At 56.1% G+C, this 18,031-nt stretch carries 19 protein-coding genes; 3 read left to right on the top strand and 16 right to left on the bottom strand.

The genetic code is table 11. The features are described from left to right. Positions 1–19: 19 nt before the first annotated feature. The 8 genes from BUA44_RS03035 to BUA44_RS03000 all read right to left on the bottom strand — a co-directional run bounded on the left by BUA44_RS03035 (position 20) and on the right by BUA44_RS03000 (position 7,248). The gene (locus tag BUA44_RS03035; RefSeq protein ID WP_072808434.1) at positions 20–1,033 is read right to left on the bottom strand and encodes a Ppx/GppA phosphatase family protein; all 1,014 of its coding nucleotides are present in this window, start codon (positions 1,031–1,033) and stop codon (positions 20–22) included. Continuing rightward, positions 1,026–1,424: a hypothetical protein gene (locus BUA44_RS03030; RefSeq protein WP_072808432.1), complete on the bottom strand. Its 399-nt coding sequence runs from the start codon at positions 1,422–1,424 to the stop codon at positions 1,026–1,028. The genes BUA44_RS03035 and BUA44_RS03030 overlap by 8 nt, the downstream gene beginning before the upstream one ends. 211 nt (positions 1,425–1,635) lie before the next feature. Further along, positions 1,636–1,902 carry a hypothetical protein gene (locus BUA44_RS03025; RefSeq protein WP_072808430.1) on the bottom strand — a complete coding sequence of 89 codons (267 nt, stop codon included), beginning with the start codon at positions 1,900–1,902 and terminating at the stop codon, positions 1,636–1,638. 436 nt (positions 1,903–2,338) lie between these two features. After that, positions 2,339–3,085, bottom strand: coding sequence for a 3-methyl-2-oxobutanoate hydroxymethyltransferase (panB, locus tag BUA44_RS03020; RefSeq protein WP_072808428.1), 747 nt, complete (start codon positions 3,083–3,085; stop codon positions 2,339–2,341). Between the two features lie 364 nt (positions 3,086–3,449). Then, on the bottom strand, positions 3,450–4,364 hold the full coding sequence (recO, locus tag BUA44_RS15865; RefSeq protein WP_255370440.1) for a DNA repair protein RecO: 915 nt from the start codon (positions 4,362–4,364) through the stop codon (positions 3,450–3,452). Between the two features lie 188 nt (positions 4,365–4,552). Continuing rightward, entirely contained in the window at positions 4,553–4,909 is a 357-nt protein-coding gene (locus tag BUA44_RS03010; RefSeq protein WP_072808426.1) for a histidine triad nucleotide-binding protein, read from the bottom strand. 26 nt (positions 4,910–4,935) lie between these two features. Further along, positions 4,936–5,661: a hypothetical protein gene (locus BUA44_RS03005; RefSeq protein WP_072808423.1), complete on the bottom strand. Its 726-nt coding sequence runs from the start codon at positions 5,659–5,661 to the stop codon at positions 4,936–4,938. An 81-nt stretch (positions 5,662–5,742) separates the two neighbouring features. Continuing rightward, a complete protein-coding gene (locus BUA44_RS03000; protein ID WP_072808421.1) occupies positions 5,743–7,248 on the bottom strand; it encodes a B12-binding domain-containing radical SAM protein in 1,506 nt (501 codons plus the stop codon). Positions 7,249–7,299: 51 nt separating this feature from the next. Here BUA44_RS03000 and BUA44_RS02995 point away from each other — a divergent pair, with 51 nt between their 5' ends. After that, entirely contained in the window at positions 7,300–7,944 is a 645-nt protein-coding gene (locus BUA44_RS02995; protein ID WP_072808419.1) for a toxin-antitoxin system YwqK family antitoxin, read from the top strand. 57 nt (positions 7,945–8,001) lie between these two features. Here BUA44_RS02995 and BUA44_RS02990 read toward each other — a convergent pair whose 3' ends face one another. The 7 genes from BUA44_RS02990 to BUA44_RS02960 all read right to left on the bottom strand — a co-directional run bounded on the left by BUA44_RS02990 (position 8,002) and on the right by BUA44_RS02960 (position 16,486). Next, positions 8,002–8,745 (bottom strand): DedA family protein, encoded by a 744-nt coding sequence (locus BUA44_RS02990; protein WP_083579466.1) that lies wholly within the window; start codon positions 8,743–8,745, stop codon positions 8,002–8,004. A gap of 42 nt (positions 8,746–8,787) precedes the next feature. After that, the gene (locus BUA44_RS02985; RefSeq protein WP_072808417.1) at positions 8,788–10,431 is read right to left on the bottom strand and encodes an outer membrane protein assembly factor BamD; all 1,644 of its coding nucleotides are present in this window, start codon (positions 10,429–10,431) and stop codon (positions 8,788–8,790) included. Between the two features lie 96 nt (positions 10,432–10,527). Continuing rightward, positions 10,528–12,123, bottom strand: coding sequence for a PEGA domain-containing protein (locus BUA44_RS02980; RefSeq protein WP_072808875.1), 1,596 nt, complete (start codon positions 12,121–12,123; stop codon positions 10,528–10,530). 22 nt (positions 12,124–12,145) lie between these two features. Further along, a complete protein-coding gene (locus tag BUA44_RS02975; protein WP_072808415.1) occupies positions 12,146–12,772 on the bottom strand; it encodes a hypothetical protein in 627 nt (208 codons plus the stop codon). After that, positions 12,769–14,160, bottom strand: coding sequence for a hypothetical protein (locus BUA44_RS02970; protein WP_072808412.1), 1,392 nt, complete (start codon positions 14,158–14,160; stop codon positions 12,769–12,771). Before BUA44_RS02970 ends, BUA44_RS02975 begins: the two co-directional genes overlap by 4 nt. After that, positions 14,157–15,740, bottom strand: coding sequence for a carboxypeptidase regulatory-like domain-containing protein (locus BUA44_RS02965; protein WP_072808410.1), 1,584 nt, complete (start codon positions 15,738–15,740; stop codon positions 14,157–14,159). The genes BUA44_RS02970 and BUA44_RS02965 overlap by 4 nt, the downstream gene beginning before the upstream one ends. Next, the gene (locus BUA44_RS02960; protein WP_143151842.1) at positions 15,737–16,486 is read right to left on the bottom strand and encodes a hypothetical protein; all 750 of its coding nucleotides are present in this window, start codon (positions 16,484–16,486) and stop codon (positions 15,737–15,739) included. The genes BUA44_RS02965 and BUA44_RS02960 overlap by 4 nt, the downstream gene beginning before the upstream one ends. Positions 16,487–16,546: 60 nt before the next feature. Between BUA44_RS02960 and xseB the strand changes: the two genes are divergently transcribed. Together xseB and BUA44_RS02950 are read left to right on the top strand one after the other, a co-directional pair. Beyond that, entirely contained in the window at positions 16,547–16,759 is a 213-nt protein-coding gene (xseB, locus tag BUA44_RS02955) for an exodeoxyribonuclease VII small subunit (RefSeq protein ID WP_072808406.1), read from the top strand. Further along, positions 16,752–17,582, top strand: a complete 831-nt coding sequence (locus BUA44_RS02950; protein ID WP_072808404.1) for an ATP-binding cassette domain-containing protein — start codon at positions 16,752–16,754, stop codon at positions 17,580–17,582. Before xseB ends, BUA44_RS02950 begins: the two co-directional genes overlap by 8 nt. 18 nt (positions 17,583–17,600) lie before the next feature. Here the strand turns inward: BUA44_RS02950 and BUA44_RS02945 are convergent, their stop codons facing one another. Further along, on the bottom strand, positions 17,601–18,020 hold the full coding sequence (locus BUA44_RS02945; protein ID WP_072808402.1) for a hypothetical protein: 420 nt from the start codon (positions 18,018–18,020) through the stop codon (positions 17,601–17,603). Between the last annotated feature and the right edge of the window lie 11 nt (positions 18,021–18,031).

The following is an 18,031-nucleotide window of genomic DNA, read 5'->3' as shown; positions in this document are numbered from 1 at the left end:
CGCCTACGCGGGGATGACGTTACTGGTCCGAGCCTTCTTCGGCAGAATTCTCTTCCTTCTTCTTGAGCCAGGGCGGTGTCTTTTTCGCCTTCGGTTTTGCTTCAGGTTCGGGTTCCGGCGGGTACAGGAGCCCGAAACGGATGCCCGCGGTGCTGATGCGGAAGGTTTCTACGCGCAGTTTTTCCAAAAGCGACTTGAGCCAGAAAAGTCCGCAGATGATTACGTCGCTCCTGCCGTTCTCGAGCCCCGGGAGCATCGCGCGCAGTTCCTTCGAGAGGTTCGATATGCGCGTGGTGACCGCGTCGAGGTCGGCGATGCTCATCTCGAGCCCTTCGATTGCCTTGTAGTCGAACTTCGGCTTGTCGAGGTAGACCATCGCGAGTGCGGTTCCCGTGCCGCCGATAAGGTAGACGGGCTTCTTGGTCATGCCCTTGAAGCTCACTTCCTTGAAGGTCTCCTTCACGAACTTCTTGTATTCCGGTCCAGGAATCGGGCCCATCGCCTTGAACATCTTGAGTGCGCCGACGGGTATCGAGAACGTGGTCTCGCCGTTGCTGAGCTCGGTGGAACCGCCGCCGATATCGATGGTGACGATGCCTTCGCCGTGCCATTCCTTCACGGAACGGTAGGTGAGCTTGCCTTCTTCTTCGCCGCTGATGATTCGCGGGCGCATCCAGAGCGCCTTTTCTGCCGCGTCGAGAACTTCGTCCGGGTTCGATGCCTTGCGCATCGCTTCGGTCATGACGGCCGCCTTGAGGTCGGCGCCGAGCGCGTGCAGGTCCATGCGGAACTTGGTCAGCACTCTCGAGAGTTCCTCGATGCGCGCCTGCGTGATGGCGCCATGTTCATAAATGTCTTCACCCAGGCGGCAGATTTCCACCTTCTGGAGTTTCGGCACCAAAATTTGGCGCGGTTTAACTTCTGCTTCGGCTGTTTCGGCTGGTGAACTTGCGGGAGCGTCTTCGAATGCGGCGATCAGCAATATGCAGCTGTGGCTCCCGATATCTACGGTGGCCTGGAGTTTGTTATCCATTTTCTGCCTCGTTTTGGTCCTTCGATTCGGCAGCGTTTTGCTGACCGGTGCTCTCTTGCCCGGCATCTTCCGGCGCCTTGTTGAACTTGTCCATGCCCGCCTTGATCTTTTCGGCGATGCTTGCCGGGTGCAGCAGGAATTCCTTCGCGCTTGCGATGGCTTCTTCAATCACATATTCGGAATATTTGTCCTTCCAGCTTACCACGAGGTCGCCCGATTCGCTCCCGAGGGGTTTCTTTTCACGGATTTCCTGGCCCATTTTGAGGGCGAGGAGGAGCCCGAGTTCAAAACCGCGCGGGTTTTCCTTTGTTTCGAGCAGCGCTTCAACGCGCTTGACACGTTCATCTAGGGGAATTTTCTGGAGTTCTTCGAGGTCTTTTTCCGAAATCATGTTTTTAAAGATAGAAATTATCTTTAAAATGATTTTAAATGATGCCTTGGCCGACGCCTTCCATTTATAAGACTGCTTATACCCTGCTTAAGATGAAGTTTCAAATTGATTGATGGCTTCGGGATGTTTATTTGTGTTTAAAACGTGCAAAAATGAAAAGGGCCCGCAGAGCGGGACCTTTCCAAAAGAGAGCTTTAAAGAAGAATAAAAATTACTTCTTGGCGGCCTTCTTAGCCGGAGCCTTCTTGGCAGCGACCTTCTTAGCCGGAGCCTTCTTGGCAACAGCCTTCTTAGCCGGAGCAGCCTTCTTGGCCGGAGCCTTCTTGGCAACAGCCTTCTTAGCCGGGGCAGCCTTCTTGGCCGGAGCCTTCTTAGCAGCAGCCTTCTTAGCCGGAGCCTTCTTGGCAACAGCCTTCTTAGCCGGAGCAGCCTTCTTGGCAGGAGCCTTCTTAGCAACAGTTTTCTTTGTAGTAGCCATTGTATTCTTCCTTTTTTGAGGGTTAATTGTTTTGATGACATTAAAATAACTTTATTTTCACAAAAAGTCAACACCTTTTTAAAATTTTTTTCATTTTTTTTCAAAAAGATATTGACAAGATGGAAAAGTTGTCTTATAAGGGATGAAAATTACTTTGTATGTAAAATGACGCGAGCCCAATAACGACGCGGGTTGCAGACGATTTGCTCCTTTTTTGTACGTAGCAGTCTTTTGTGATTGTAACTTGATGATACTCAAAGAATTACTTGTGATTTTCGTAACACTTGCAAAAAAAATCCCGTCATCGACGAGATTTTTTTCTTTTCACCAGAAATTTTTCGTTCGCGAGAGAAAATTTTTCAATCAAGAAAGATTTTTTCTGCGCTGCGACAAATTTTTTTGCTTTGCGTAGAGAAAATTTTCTCCTTGCTGTGTGTTACGCTTCGTTCTTCACGCTCTCCACGTACTTGCGGAAGCCTTCTACGCCGAGGGAATACATGTCGACGAACTTCGTGGCGAACGGAGGGAGCTTTTTCTGGTGCATTCCGAGCGCGTCGTGCATCACGAGCACGTGTCCGTCGGTAAATTTTCCGCCGCCGATGCCGATGGTGACGCTTTTCACCTCGCCGGTAATCTTCTTGCCGAGTTCTTCGGGGATGTGCTCGAGCACCGTCTCGAAGCATCCGAGGCTATCGACGAACTTGGCGGCCTCTTCGATGGCGCGGGCCTCTTCTTCGGTCTTGCCCTTCTGCTTGAAGTTTTCTGCAGTCTGCGGGAGCAGCCCGAGGTGTGCGCAGACGGGAATATCCTTGCTGCGGAGGTATTCGATGACGCCTGCGGGGGTGCCCTCGAGCTTGACGCTTGCTGCACCTAAGTCCATGAAGCGCTTAGCGTTATCGTATGCGGTTTGCGGATCCTTGTCGCTCAGGTAGGGCATGTCGGCCACCACGTGCGTGTTGGGGGCGCCGCGGCAGACGGCGGCGACGAAGATGAGCATTTCGGTCATGCCGATTTCGCGGGTGCTCTTGTAGCCGAGCATGGTGTTCGCGAGGCTGTCGCCCACGAGAATCTGGTCGACTCCGGCGGCTTCTGCCATCTGGGCGAACGCGAAGTCGTAGGCGGTAATCATCGAAACTTTCTTGCCCGTGCCCTTCAAGGCGCGGATATCTTCCGCAGTAAGCATAGCATCTCCTATTTATGAACCGCGCTTGTAAACCGCGCTTTCTGTGAACAGCGCTTTCTATAAACTGCGCTTTTCACAGCGTGTAAAAGATAGAAATTATGTTGGAAGTTGGCGCGAGGTCGTCGCAGGTGGGTGTGAGCGCAAACCGGAGTAATTTAATCCCCGAGTTTAGTGCGACCGGTCGTTTGTGAGCCAAAAGCGACTCGTATTAACGAGTCGTCGAAGGCGAAAGTGAGCGCCTACCGGAGTAATTTAATTCAGGAATCTAGCGCGAACGGTCGTCATTGTGAGCAACAAAGCCCCTGTTATTAAACAGGGGCGGTTGGGAGAGTGAGCGCAAACCGGAGTAATTTAATCCCCGAGTTTAGCGCGAACGGTCGTATAACTTTCGCGTCTCGTTCAGGAACTTGAGCGAGTTTATTTCGCGCATGAACCCGATGTGGCTGCGCAGGTAGGCGAGGAGAGCGTTCTCGACGAATTCCGGGTGCGCGATTGCCCTGCCGGTGCGCAGCGCCTCGAAACCGGCGAGCGTCTCGGGCCGAGCGCGGGGAGTTTCGACCCCGAGGCAGCTTTTGCAGACGAATGCGCCTGTTTCCGGATGGAAATCGGCCGGAACGCCTTCGATTTGGTGGTCGCAGCGGCTGCAGAAATTCATGTCCAGGTGGTAGCCCCAGAGTTCGCAGATATCCAGGAGCCAGCGGGCGAAAACACCCGACTTGTTTGCGGGCTGTTTAATGCCTGCTGGTGGTTTAATGCCTGCTGGTAAGGAGGGTGTGGCATCTTGTTCCGGCGAATTGCCCGCGGGCGGTTTAACTTCGGAATCTGCGGGCTGTTTAACTTCAGGCGAATTGCCCGCTGGGAGTTTAACTTCAGAATTATCGTCCGCGGGCAGTTTATTATCGGGTACGTCAAGCGCCGCGAGCGCCTCTTCCAGCAGGGCGAATTCACCTTCCAGCGGGACACCCGCGGGTGCGTACCGCAGTACGATTTCGGCCATCACCTGCGCCTTCGCGAGGGCGAGCAGGTCTTCGCGAAGGTGCGGGTGCCAGTTGATGACGCTCGCTTCCTTCAGGAACTGCAGTTCCGTATTCGGGTTCTCGCGATACACTATCTCGCACAGGGCGAGCGGGTCGAGCGCCCCCCTGAACGGGCTGTCCTTGCGCTTGCCTCCCTTCACGATGAAGGAGACCGTGCCGGTTTCTTCCGTAAGCGCCTTCACGATCCAGCTGGAATCGCTGTAGGGGAAGCGGTGCAGGACTATCGCGCGGGTTTTAATCATAGACGAAAGATCGCTTCTCCACAAGGTGGATAACAACAACTAAGGCAACAAGTTGTGAAGTTTTGTATAGCTGGTAGACGATAGACGAAAGAATTGTATTTGTTGATATACCAAGCAATTTTATGAAGAATTTTGGACAGGTATATCTATCGTCTTTCGTCTATAGGGCCGAAGGCCCGTTCTTTCGTCTATTTCGCTGGGAACGGGGGCCAGCCCATCGCTTGTCCGCCAACGACGTGCAGGTGGATGTGGAACACCGTCTGGCCCGCGTCAGCCTTGCAGTTGAACACGAAACGGGCGCCGCCCTCTTCGAGGCCGAGGTCCTTCGCGATGAGCTGCGCGCGGTAGAGCATCTTGCCCACGAGCTCGCAATCCTCAGGCTTCATGTCCATGATGGTCGAAATGTGGCGTTTCGGCACCACCAGGAAGTGCACGGGGGCCTGCGGGGCGATGTCGTAGAAGGCGAACACGTCGTCGTCTTCGTAGATTTTCTTGGAAGGGATTTCACCCTTGATGATTTTGCAGAAAAGGCAGTTTTCACTCATAGTATGTATAATAGTAGTAAAAAAGTTTATTGATTTCCTCGCTGGGCGAGGATTTCGTCAACTTTGCGGTTCAGCAGTTCATCGAGCAGGAGGGAATGGAGTCTGCGTTCGTTCTCCATGATGGCTCGCATGATTTTGAAACTGCATGCGAGATAGACGGCACAAAGCAGGAGTGCCAATACAAAGAGCAGTATTGCGGCGAAAAAGAATTGTAGAATCGCTAGAATAACCATGACGGCACAAAAAGCGATGGTGAATCCGGCGGTAAGGAACTTTATAATGAGAGTGATTTTCCAGGAGCGGCTTTGGGGATTGATTACCGCTTCCTGGTTGTAACTCTCGAGGGCCTGCTTTTGACGGATCAACAGGTCTTTTGCGAATATCAGGTTGCAAAGACAGGCGGCGACCTTGGGCGAAAAACGGGTTTCAGTGAATAGCCTCTGGAATTTTAGGGTGTGGTAAGCCCATTTACCGAATTTGAAGCACTGAATCGGAATTGTAAAAACCATGGCAATGACTGATATAATGGAGACTGTGTAGAAAAGGTCTTCCAGGGTTGTCGGGGGCGCCCCCTCGACACTGTCCTTGAATAGGAAACAGTCGATTGCCAAGAGGGCGAATATGGCGACGGCGTTGACATACAGGACCTTGATCCAGAAAATGGAACTTTCACCGTATTTCAGGTTCTTATCGACAGTGAGTTCGTTCCAAAGTGCGTCCGTAGTTTCTTTTGTTGCGTCCTTTTGAATCATATTGGCCTCTGTTTGTCAATGTAGAAAAAATCCCGGCGCAGGGGCCAGGATTTAAATAAGGTTGGTTTGCCTGTCAATCCGCTATGGCTTTATGGTCGGGGCCTGGCGCGCCACAGGGGCGAGCTGCCCGTGCTTCCTAAACAGGTGCTTCACGAGCGTTCCGAATCCACGCATCACGCGGTAGCGTTCGCGCGGGTTCTTGAGGGCCATGATGCCTTGACGCAGAATATAGCTCGGACGCAGGTAGAACTCGCGGCGGGCCTTGTCGCAGAAGTCCACGAGTGCCTGGCTGCTGAGTTCGCCGCGCTGGATGGTGGTGCGGTGGAACCCGTCCTTGTCCAGCCACTGGTTGTAATCCTTTGTCTGTAATGCGCCGCTCTCGAGGGCTTCCTTGTAGGCCTCGGTACCGGGGTACGCCATGATGGGGTAGAACTGCGCAGTATTCGGGTTCAACTTCTTGGCGTAGTCGAGCGTCATGCGGAGTGTTTCCGGAGTGTCGCCCGGGTTACCTACCATGAAGCAGCCGTGCACCAGCAGGCCTGCCTTGCGGGCGTTTTTCGTGAACTCGATTGCCTTGTCGGTATTCTTCACGCCCTTGTGAATGTTCTCGAGAACCACAGGCGAAGCGCTTTCAAAACCCACGCACATCTCGCGGCCGCCCGCCTTCTTCATCAGCTTGAGCAAATCCAGCGGAACATCGGCGCGGGCGTTGCAGCTCCACGTAATCTTGAGGCCGCGTTCCAGAATCAGGTTGCAGATTTCGCGCACATGCTCGTGGCTTGCGGTGAACGTGTCGTCTTCGAAGAAGACTTCGCCCAGATCTTCGAAATTGTCCTTGATGTACTGCAATTCGTCCACCACGTCCTTCGGCGTGCGGCGGCGGAACTTGTGGCCGTTGAGCGTCTGCGGAATCACGCAGTAGCTGCAGCGGTTCGGGCACCCGCGCCCGCTCAAAATCACAATCAGCGGGTTGAGGTTCGCTCCGTAGAAATACTTCTTGTAGCAGCTGTAAAGGTGCTTGCGGTACACCTTCGAAACCCACGGGAGTTCGTCCAGGTTCTCGATTTTTGGACCCTCGGGCTGGAAGTCTGTGGTGCCGTCCTCCTTGCGGAAGGCGAGGCCCGCAATCTGGTTCACGGGGACTCCGTCGCCGCGCAGGCTCCTCGCGAGGTTCCGGCAGGTGTAGTCCGCCTCGCCGATAATCACGAAGTCGAGCGCGGGTTCCATCTCCAGGCTCTCGAGCGGCTCGGCGGTGGCATGCGTACCCATGATGGCGACCTTCACGTTCGGGAGCGTATCCTTGATGGCACGCACCACCTTGAGGTCGTTCAGAATGCTCGGGGTGCTCGTGCTGCAAATGACAAGCGCCGGGTCAAACTTCTTGATGCCCTCGAGCGTCTGGGGCAAGTCCAGCTCCATCGCGGGGCTGTCAATCAGCTGAATCTCGTTGCCATCCGCCTCGGCAGTGCCGGCGGCGTAACTCAGGAACATGGGCCAGTAAAGAGTGCTCGATTTAGTCACGCAGGGGCTGCGCGATTCGCGACTGAACATCGGATGGAACGGAGGATTCAAAAAAGTAATACGCATAAGCAACTGCAAAATACATAATTCTCGACGATAAAACTACATTTATCGGTGATGAAAAAAGAAATTTTCGTGTTACTCCTGTGTTGCGGATTTCTCAATGCCTTCGCCGCACCTGCAAAGGCCCCGAAGAAGCTCGCGGCCAAGCCCGCATCGCAAGGCGGGGTGGAACTGGACACCGTCCGCACTACGCTTGATGACGGGACGCTGGCCCGCCTGTACACGGTGCAGAAGGGTACCGACATCCGCGAGGGGGTTGCCTACACGTATCACCCCAACGGCAATCTGGCGGTCGAGGCCCCGTACAAGAATGGCAAGCTCGATGGCGTGTTCAAGAGTTACTACGAAAGCGGCAAGGTCTGGCAGACCATCGGTTACAAGGAAGGAATCGAGGACGGGTCCAGCACGGAATTTTACGAGAACGGAATCAAGAAATCCCGCGAGGTATACAAGATGGGCGTGCTTGACGGCGCGAGCGAAGTGTGGAGCGAACGCGGACTGCTGGTGCGCACGCTGCCCTACGTGAACGGGCAAATCCACGGTGTCGCAAAAATCTACGACGACCTTGGTGCCATCAAGGAAGAGATGACGTTCGAGAAAGGGCTCCGCAACGGGCCGTACCGCCGCTTTACCAAGGGCGTCAAGACGCTCGAGGCGATTTTCGAAAACAACCGCTGCGTCAAGAACTGCGACTTCTAACTAGTGTGAAGTGTGGAGTGTGAGGTGTGGAGTGTGAAATGACGGATTTCTCGCTTTCTACTTTTTCGGCTTGAGCGCGCACCAGGTCATGTAGCCGATAAACAATACGCCGAGCCCAACGAGCCCGATGGAAAGTTCGTGGCTGTACGTCTGAATCAAGTCCTTCTGCCCGTGGGCGATGTACCCGAGGACTGCGAGGATGATATTCCAGAAGAGGGCGCCGATGGCGGTGTAGAGCGTGAATGCCCAGAGCTTCATCTTGGAAAGGCCCGCCGGGATAGAAATCAGCTGGCGGATTGCCGGAATGAGCCTGCCGACGAGCGTAGAGACTGCGCCGTGCTCGAGGAAGAACCTCTCGGCGTTTGTTACTTTGCCCGAATCGAGAAGCAGAAAGTGCCCCAGGCGGCTGTCTGCGAATTTGTACACAATCGGGCGCCCGAGGAGCTTCGCGAGGAAGTAGTTGACGAATGCACCCGCGAGTGCCCCGAGGGTAGCGAAGAGCACGATGAACACGATGTTCAGGCCCGATTCCGGTTGCATCGCCTTGTATGCGGCGGGCGGCACCACCAGTTCCGACGGGAAGGGGATGAACGAGGATTCCACCGCCATGAGGAGAGCGACGGTGCCGTAGTTCAGGTTCGCGTTGTACCAGTTGATGACCTGGTCGTAGATGCCGGTCTTCGGGGTGCCGTCGGCGGTCGCGCCTTCTTCGGAGGTGGCTTCTGCAACGGCTTCGACCTGGGCTGCCGGACTTGCCTGCACCGTGCTGGAATCAACTTGTGCGAACGTCGCGAGGCTCATGCCTGCGACAAGGATTGCGAGTAGGGCGAATTTTTTCAAGGCCTATCTTCTCTTCTTGGACTTTGCTTTCTTCTTGCTTGCGGCCCTCTTGGCCTTGGCCTTAGCCTTCTTGCTCTTCGGCGACGGCTTTACCTCTTCCTCTTCTTCTTCCTCTTCGGGTTCCTCGACCGCCGGAGCGCTCTCCTCTGCAGGAGGTTCGACGTATTCGGGGGCCTGGTATTCTATCTGGGAAGGAGCGCTGTTGTTTGCGCCCTTGAGTGCGGCCTTCGCTTCTTCGACGTACTTGCCGTTCGGGAAGCGCTTCAGGTAAATCTCGTAGTCCTTCATGCGGTTGCTGTTGCGGACAAGTTCAAAGATGCCTGCTTCGGCCTCGTCCCTGAAAGCCCCGTTCGGGTTGTCGTTCAGGTAGGAGAGGTATGCCTTGAAGGTGTTCTGCGCCTGTATCTCGCGGAACTTGTGGTATTCGCTGAGTGTCCTAATCTTGGCTTCGACTTCGCCACGGCGCGGGGAGTCGGGGTAGTACTGCAGGAACATTTCGAGCATTTCGGGGTCGTTGCTCGCCATGACCTGGTCAAAGCGGGAATCTTCCTGGCGTACCTGGTATTCCTTCAGCTCGATCTTGCCGGTGTCGAGAGTCGCATAGAGCTTTTCCTTCGTGGCGAGGTCCGCCGGGTGGCAGAAGGCGAGGAAGCTTTCCAGCACGTCGGAGAACTGGGTCTTGGTGTAGGCGTCGCTCATGTCGGGCAGTTCGCCGTTCTCGTCGAGGAAGAACCGGTAGTCGCGCTCGATGGCCATGCAGTCCCAGTCGCTGAGGGTGTCCTTGACTTCGCTGTTGTCGCGCAGCACCTGGTCGCGGTCGCGCAGGGTAAAGCGCATGCGGCGGTCGCGGCGGCTTTCACGCCCGAAGTCGAACGAAAGTTCGAGGCCCACGCGTACGGGCCACTTGTAAGAAACCTTGCTGAAGGTGATTCCCGAGAATCCGGAGGACGGGGTCGGGTTTTCCTTGTCGTACTTGTAGGGGTAGGTCGCCATCATGTCTTCGTAGGGCAAAAATTCCCTGCGCACGTTGATGCCGATTTTCATGTCCACGTCCTGGAAAATCTCGGTGATGCGGTATTCGAGAGCGCCAGAGACAAATGCCGTCGGGACCATCTCGGTGTGGTCTTTGGTGCTGGTGGAGTAGTTGTCCACGAAGGTAAAGAAGTGGAACCCGTAGCCGCCCAGCACGCGAAGGTCAAAGTCGCCGCCGAGGTTGAACGAGAAACCGCCCACCACGGACGGGGCGTATGCGCGGAACGAGAGCGTGCGGCCTTCGCCCGCTTCGGAAAGGTCGTGCTTTTCGTCTTCGACGCGCTTGCCGTCGTCGCCGACACCCCAGTAGGCGGGGTCGCTCGCAATTTCACGGAACTGGATGGAGTTGACTTCGGCACCGAGCCAGAAGGTAAACGGAATATCGGCCTTGAACAGCGGAGTAAAGAAGGGGTTGAACAGGAAGCCCACGCTCACGGGTATGGTGAGGAGTTCCTTATCGATGGACTCTTTCAACAGTTGCGGTTCTTCGGATTCAAAGTGAATAAAGGCGGGTTCGGCCTGCAGGTACATCTGGGCTCGCCAATTGGAGCGCTCGAAATCAGCCGCATAGACCGCCGCGGTCAAAAGCATGAATGAAATAAGTAGTTTACGCATCGCTCTAAATCTAGTTTTTTAAAAAGCAAAAACGGACGGCTGTCCGTTTAAAAAAGTGTTTTTTTGCCTTTTTTACGGCGAATTATGCGGTTTTTGCTAGAAGGTGAGGAAAAGCCCCAGGCCAAATACGGCTATACCCGCACCGATGAGGCTCCCGCCTATGATGCTGTAGCGGTCGCCCGTGTCCACGAGGTCCTTGTTCTTCTGCTTTTTGCTGTTGTAGTTCTCGCCTTTCGCGGCGCTCGGCATCTTGAGTTCGGCCTTGATGTCGTCGGCGTCGTCGTAGTTCTGCTGGGCGAGGTAAAAAAGGAGTGCACCCGCGAGTACCGGGGCGACGGAAGAACCCATCAGCACTTGCCCGATAAACGATTTGCGGCGCTGCTTCACCCATTCCTCCTGCTTCTTGATTTCTTCGAAGTCGGTGAGGTGCTCCATCGAGATGTCGAGATTGATTTCGGAGACGGGGGCAACGTAGAAACTCACGAGCGTATCGCGGTAGCCTTCCCGGCGGAGGCGCAGGTGGGTCATGCCCGGATTGGTGAGCGAGACAATCTTTGGAGTCGAGCCGATGGACTTGCTGTTGCGGGTAATTTCTTCCTGGCCCGGGAAAATCTCTGCGCCGACCGGGTTCGACACGATTTTTATTTCGGGAATCACCCGCTTCAGCTTGAGCGAGACCTTCACCGTATCGCCGGGGAGCGGGCGCACGAAGGTCTGTGCGCCCCACAGGTGCTTATCCACGTTCCAGTACGCGTTTATCTCAATCTTGCCCGTATCCGTAACGGCGAAGGTACAGGGAGACTTGCATATCGCATCCTTTTCGGGGCGCGAGATGGTGGCGGATTCCGGGTCCGTTTCCACATGGATGTAGCTGCGCTTGCGCTTCGAGGGTATGGGGAACCCGGCCGCCTTCTTGACGAGGTTCACGAGGGCGCCGTCCTTGACGGCATCCTGCAGGAGCGAGTCGAGCGAGAGCGTCACCTGCTCTTTTGAAATGGTGGGGAGTTCCTCCTCGTAAAGCACCCGCGTGATTTCCACGTTCGCGGAATCCGGGTGCGATGCTCTTGAAATCTTCCCGAAGTAGATATCCTTCACGCCGTATGTCTTCCAGTAATCCTGCACGCAGGCGCGGTCGTTGCATTGCGGGGTGGCGCTGAACCCGCGCATTCCGAACCGCGGGTCGAGTTCGCGCATTATCTCGAAGGTCACTGCCGTAAGGAGGCTCGCCTTGCCGGAATCTATACCGTCGGTTTCGAACCCGGCGAATAGTTTGTCTGGAATGTAGTCGCCTGCGGCCGGCTCGGGGTTTGTGCCTGCGGGCCTCCCGCTACCTGTGTCGAGCCCGGCGGTGTCACCTTCGGGCGTATCGCCTGCAGCGGCCTCCTCATTTACAAACCCGGGGGCGTTCGGGTCTACCGGCTCGTATTCCTGCGCGGGATCTGCCTGGGCCGCAAGGATGTTGTTCCCGAGGGAATCGAGAATGCTCTTGAACTGGCTCTTCGGGAACTTTAGCACGGTGAATTCGTTCTTGATATAGCCCCCGAGGCTCACGGTATCGTTTGCGATGCCGAGGAACTGCGCCTTCTGTTTTGTGCCCGAGACAAGCTCGACCATAACCTGCATGCCCTGCGGGTCTTCCGCAAATGCGTGCGATAAGAAACTTGCCGCTAGAAGGAGGAAAATCTTTTTCATGGTGCTGCTCATGGTTTACCCGCTAAAACGAAAGTATCAAGCCGAATCCGAGGAGTGCTACCCCCGCAATGAATGTCCCTACGGTGACTTTTTTTGCCGATTCCGCGTCATCCCGGTATTCCCCGTAGCGCTCCAGGTTGCGTGCATATTCGTCGCCTTCCCGTATGACGCTCTTCTCGATAAGGTCTTTCTTGTCGTTCGCCTTGCCGATGTTGTATTCGGTCACGAGCGCCGCGATTCCGCTTGCGACAAGCGGGGCCGCCGATGCGATGGCGAGCTTGAAGCCTATGTTCCTGCGCGTGCGGTGCGAGAGCGCCTTCTGCTGGCGTTCAAGATACACGTCGTCATAACTGGGCGAAAGCGAAACGATGAGGTACGATGTGTCCTTGTCAGAAACAGTCACGTTGATGGTCGTGTCCCTGTAGCCGGGCTTGAATATGGTCACCAGCACGTTGCCCTCGCCAGCGGGAACCTCGATGTAGCCGGGGAGGCTTACGTCCGGGTTCGCGGCAAAGTTCTTGCGGGTGGAATTCACATAGGCATCTGCGTACGAGGGGTTCGTCGAGATGTGCAGATACCTGTGCGCCTCCTGTGCAAGGGCGAGGGAGGCGAGAGCGAGCGCGAATATCAGGGAAAACTTCGAAATCATCTTTCCCCCGAAAGTTCGGTGAATGGACCGTCTATGTAGAGCGTGTCGAGGAATCCCTGCTTTGCCCTGGTTTCCCAGAACACCTTGGGGTTCATGTTGCGGGCGTTGTCCTCGACAGAAATCCGGATGGTACACCCGACAAAGCACCTGCTCCTGAACTTGATGAACGGCTCGTCGTAATTGAATTCGACGGAATCGGAATCTACGGAAACGTGGATGCGGTTGGGGTTAATTCCCGTGCCGTCATCGAGAACGTAGAAGGCGATGCTGTCGTTGAAGCCAATGGCGTTGCTGAGCGGGGCCACCTGCGGCTGCACATGATCCTGCATGTGGATTGTATCCACGATGGTCAATGCGCCGGCGGACGTGTTCACGATAACGTCGTCGGACAGGAATTCCTTCCTGTTGCCGTCGTCGACATGGATGCGGATACCGGTCTGTGCCGCGACCTTCGTGGTGAAAGTCGTCGGGTTGGTCTTTGAATTGAGCTGGGCGAGCGTGTCGCCGGTACTGCTTGTTACAAGGAGCCGCGTGTGTATCGACATGTTGCGCAGATTGTCGTACACGACAGGGATGCTGATGACCGCAGAATCGGTATGCATGAATAGCGTGGAGAAATAGAAGATGTCGGTGGAGTCGCGTTCCTCGAAGCCGTCATCGGTAGAAAGGATTGCCTTTACGCCCCAGTATATGGAAACGGACGTGTCGCGCTCGGGGTGGGCCATGATGTAGCTCGTGAGGGAATCGCCCAGGAACGTGCCGTTGAGAGTGGCGCCTTCGTTGCAGTCCACCTTGCCGATGGCGTTACGCCACACGTTTTCCCTGTCGTAAGCCGCGTGCACGTAGCACGTGGATTTTTCCCAGGGGTCGGCGCCTGCAAGGGTCCAGCGGAGTTCCACGCTGCTGTTCGGGCCGGGATATACGCGGTTGAAACCGTTGACCGGGGCGATAATGGCGACAGAGACGGGGGTGTTCACGTAGATGTTCACCGTATCGCGCAGCGTGTCGTTCAGCAGGTCTACCGTCTCGAGTATCCCGCGCTTTAACCCGGGTGTCGAGAACTTGTGGCGCAGGGGCGAGATGTTGTAGTTCTCTCCGTCGATAATCCAGTTGTGGTTCAGGTAGAGTTCCTCGTCGGCATCCGTGGAAATAAACTGCCCGTCCAGGCTGTATGTCGCCCAGAATTTCACGGACTGGTTCGTGTCGAGATAGACGTTCGTTGCGGGCGAGCCGAAGTTGTAGGGCTGTCCGGCAAAGCGGTCGGGCAGCACAAAGATGTGCTGGTCGAGTGTAGGCTGGTCGCTGTCTTCGACCAGGTGCGAATCTCCGCAGGCAAAGAATGCGACCGCGGTTGCGAGCATGGAAATCACGGAGGCTAGGCGTTTCATGGCGAGCCTCCCGTAGAGTTGTTCCGGATGAGTGTCCAGCGCTTCCACTGTGTAATCCCGTTCGTGTAGCGGATCCCGCTCATGATTGTGTTTTCGCCCTCGTTGAATTCAATTTTCAGGAACGTCTGCGAGTAGAGCGGAACGTCGTTTGCGTACTGCGCGATTTTGCGGTTGCCGAAGTGGAAGTAGAACGTGTCGGGCTTGAATCCGTAGCGGTTGTTGTCCAGGATGTAGAGGCGGACGGAATCGCTCGTGATTAGGGTCGGGTTGGGGTTCGACCTGAACCAGGAATCGGCCCCCTCGATGACGTAGTTGCGCACGGTCTTGTTCTTGCTCGCGTCGATGGCGACAATATCGAGCAGGCGCCTGTTCCATGTGCGTGCGGACGAGGGGAGGATTACTGTGAACGTGTCGCCCGAAACCGCTGTCTCGGTAAGGAGAGTGGATTCCAGGAACGCGGAAACGGTCACCTGCGAGGAGGGCGTACCGAAATCCAGCACGAGGAACTTGAGCGTGTCGCTGTAGTCGAGCGTGTCGATTTTCGTGAATGCTGAGCCCGCGGCAAGCACGGCAATGTGCGGGCGCACGGTATCGCGCAGGGTAATCGTGTCCAGGTCAAGCACTTCGCCCGCCTGGAGCGTAACGTCGAACGTATCGCCGGCAAAGTCGGGATATTCGGGAATGGAAACCTCGATGCTGTATCTGCCCGCACTTAAGGGCGATACGGCGAATGGCCCCGTGGTAAGGTTGTTGCTCGGGAAGTCTTTCGTGAGGACAACCCGATTGAAGGTGTCGCGTACGGTGACGTTCACGCCGAAATCGAATTGACCCGAGCCGCTTGTCGCGGCACTCGTGGTGACCGCGCCCGTAAGGCCCGCCTCGCCGATGCCACCGCGGGTAAAGAAATCCCCGTGGATTTTTTCGCGCGAAGCAAACCCGAACTCGTTTATCGCCTGCACGCTCCACCGCAGGTGCTCGAGCGGCGGGAGGTCGCCCCAGTAGGTAAAGCCCTGCTCCGGAACTACGGTATCGACAATGCCCTCGATGGTAAAGTGGTAGTGCAGGCTCGCGATGGAATCCGGGTCGTAGGCATCCCACGCGAACGAAACCCCGCCCGATGTCGGGAGCCCCTGCGAGTGCCGCGCGGGGATGAACTTGTTCTCGTCGAGTACCGGGAGGTTCGAAATGAGCAGGGAGAGCGTGTCCGAGAGCGTGTCGCCCAGGTAGGTCTCGAGGAAGAACGCAATCTTGTGCAGGCCCGGCTCCTCGATGCTCTTGCGGAAACTGAAATCGTACGAGAGGGGCTCGCCGTCCATGGTCCAGAGGTAGCGCTTTATCTTGATGGACTTGGAGGGGAGAATGTTCGCGATGAAAATGAGCGTGTCGGCGGGAGTGAGCGTGTCGGACTTCGCCCGCGTGCTGCTGGAATCGAACGAAGACGCCATCTCGGCGGAAACCTCGATAAACGTGGACTGTTCCTCGTCGTAGAGGTAGTCCTCGCCGTTGCTGCATGCCGAGAACTGACCCGCGAGTGCGAGCGCGAGCGTGAACGCGAAAATGGCACGGAAGGCACGCGTCATAGGCTGCCCCCGAGCGTGTCGAGCATGTAGAACCTGTAGACCGGGAGCGTATCCGCATCGCCGAAGGAATCCTTCACCATAATCTGGAACGTGTGCTCGCCTTCGCCGAATCCGGACTGCATAATCTCTTCGAGGTGGCCTACGGGGTACTCCACACCGTCGATGACGAGCGTGTGCTCGAGCTTGTTCTCGTCGAAGGAATCGAAGTCGTAGGATTTCCACTTGAACAGGATGGACGTGTGCTTGTTGCCGTAGAGCGTTGCGCCGTTGGCGGGGATGGTGGTGGAATGGAGCGCGGGAGCCATGTTCACGCTGACCTTGAAATCCTTGCGGATGGTGTTCCCGACCCCGTCCGCGACCTCAAGCGCGTTCGGGATGTCGTGTATCTTGGGCGAACTCGGGATTGTGTACGTGAGGCTGTCGCCGATGACGGCTGTGGAATCCCCGATGCAGAAAAGCCAGCGGAACGTGAGGTTGTTCTTGAACTGCCTCGGATAGATGGCTGCCCTGATAATCGCCGAGTCGTTCGGGCGAATCTTCAGGAGCGTGGAATCCTGGTTGCCTTCCTGGAACAGGAACACGTCGACGCGTTCCACGTATTGGCTCTCGTTCGGGGCATCGGGGAGGTCAAGGCAACCCAGGAGCGCGAGCGCAACGACCACAAAAACCGCCCCGCACGCGATGCGGAAACCCTTGCGCATACCCGCGGGTGTCATCCGCAGGCTGTGAGTCTCTTTTTTCTCCACTGGGGGTAAATGTAATTAAAAGCGGACGAATGTTTTGTACAAATAACTATATTCCCACACATGAGCAAAGAAAATCTAGAGTACAAGAACTCGATGGAGCGCCTGGAGGCTATCCTTACGCGTATCGACAATTCCGAGATGGAAATTGACGAGCTGGCGGGGAGTGTCCAGGAGGCGACGGCCCTGCTGAAGAAGTGCCGCCAGATTCTCCTCGAGACGGAGAAGAATGTCCAGGAAGCCCTGGAAAGCCTGGATGGGGAGGCCGATGCCTAATCAGCAGGCGGCTCCCGCGGGTGTACCCGCCATCGAGGCGAGCGGGCTTACGGTCCGGTTCCCGGTGCGGGGTGGCGTGTTCGGAAAGGTGAAGGACTACTTCACCGCGGTCGATGGCGTCTCGTTCACGCTGGAACAGGGCAAGACCTTGAGCGTGGTGGGCGAATCGGGCTGCGGGAAGTCGACCCTCGTGAAGTCCCTGGTGGGGCTCGTGCCGCTTGCGTCGGGCAGCGTGAAAATTTTCGGGAGGGGCGTGCAGTGCGGGAAGATTGCTCCCGAGGGGGGCGAGAAGCCTGCGCGCGTGTGCGACGTGGTGCAGATGGTGTTCCAGGACCCGTTCAGCAGCCTGAACCCGCGACAGACGGTAGAGGAAATACTCACCGCCCCGCTGGTGGCCCGCAAGGTCACTTTCGAGAAGGCGCGGCAGCGTGCTGTCGAGTTGCTGGAACGCGTGTCCATTCCGCACGGCGCGATGGAGAAGTTCCCGCACGAGTTTTCGGGAGGCCAGCGGCAGAGGCTCTGCATTGCGCGTAGCCTGATGGTCGAACCGAAGGTCCTGCTTTGCGACGAGGTTACGAGCGCGCTGGACGTATCGGTGCAGGCGCAGATTCTACACCTGCTCGACGACCTGAGGCGCGATCTCGGGCTCAGCATACTTTTCATTAGCCACGACATGCAGGTGGTGCGTGCGATTTCGGACGACGTGCTTGTCATGTACTTTGGCAAGGTGGTGGAGCGCGGGCCCGCAGACTCCGTGCTTACGGACCCTCAGCACGAATACACGAAAAAACTGCTTTCGTGCGTACCTACTATACGCAAATAGGGTGGGGCTCGCGCGGGTTTAATGTCCGCGCTTGCACTTGACGCCGATGGTCTTGACTAGGCGTTCCTGGTTGGTGTCGAACTTGTCGTAGGCGAATTCCTCGACGTAGACGGCCTTGCAGTCAAAGAATTTCTCGCTGTAGACGAGCTTCATGTTCGACGAGTAGTGGTCGATTGTCATGCGGAAACTTTTCAGGTATTCGTTCTTGATGCAGGTCGTGACCAAAAAGTCCTCGAACTCGTCGAAAGAAATTTCCACGATGGTGTAGACGTCGCTCGTGTTTTCCTTGAGGAACTTGACCTTGCGGCAGCGTGCCGAAAGGTTGTTGGCGAGCTCGTTAAATTCCTCCGCCTTGTCGGGGAGAATGTTGTCAAATGTAATCTTTATAGCGAAAAGGTACGCCTTGGCTAGTTCGGGAAGATCTTGTCTGTCTTTCATAATGTACCTCG

This window comes from Fibrobacter sp. UWR3 (assembly GCF_900143055.1).
Taxonomy (GTDB): Bacteria; Fibrobacterota; Fibrobacteria; order Fibrobacterales; family Fibrobacteraceae; genus Fibrobacter.
This window is presented reverse-complemented; position numbering and strand designations above follow the sequence as displayed.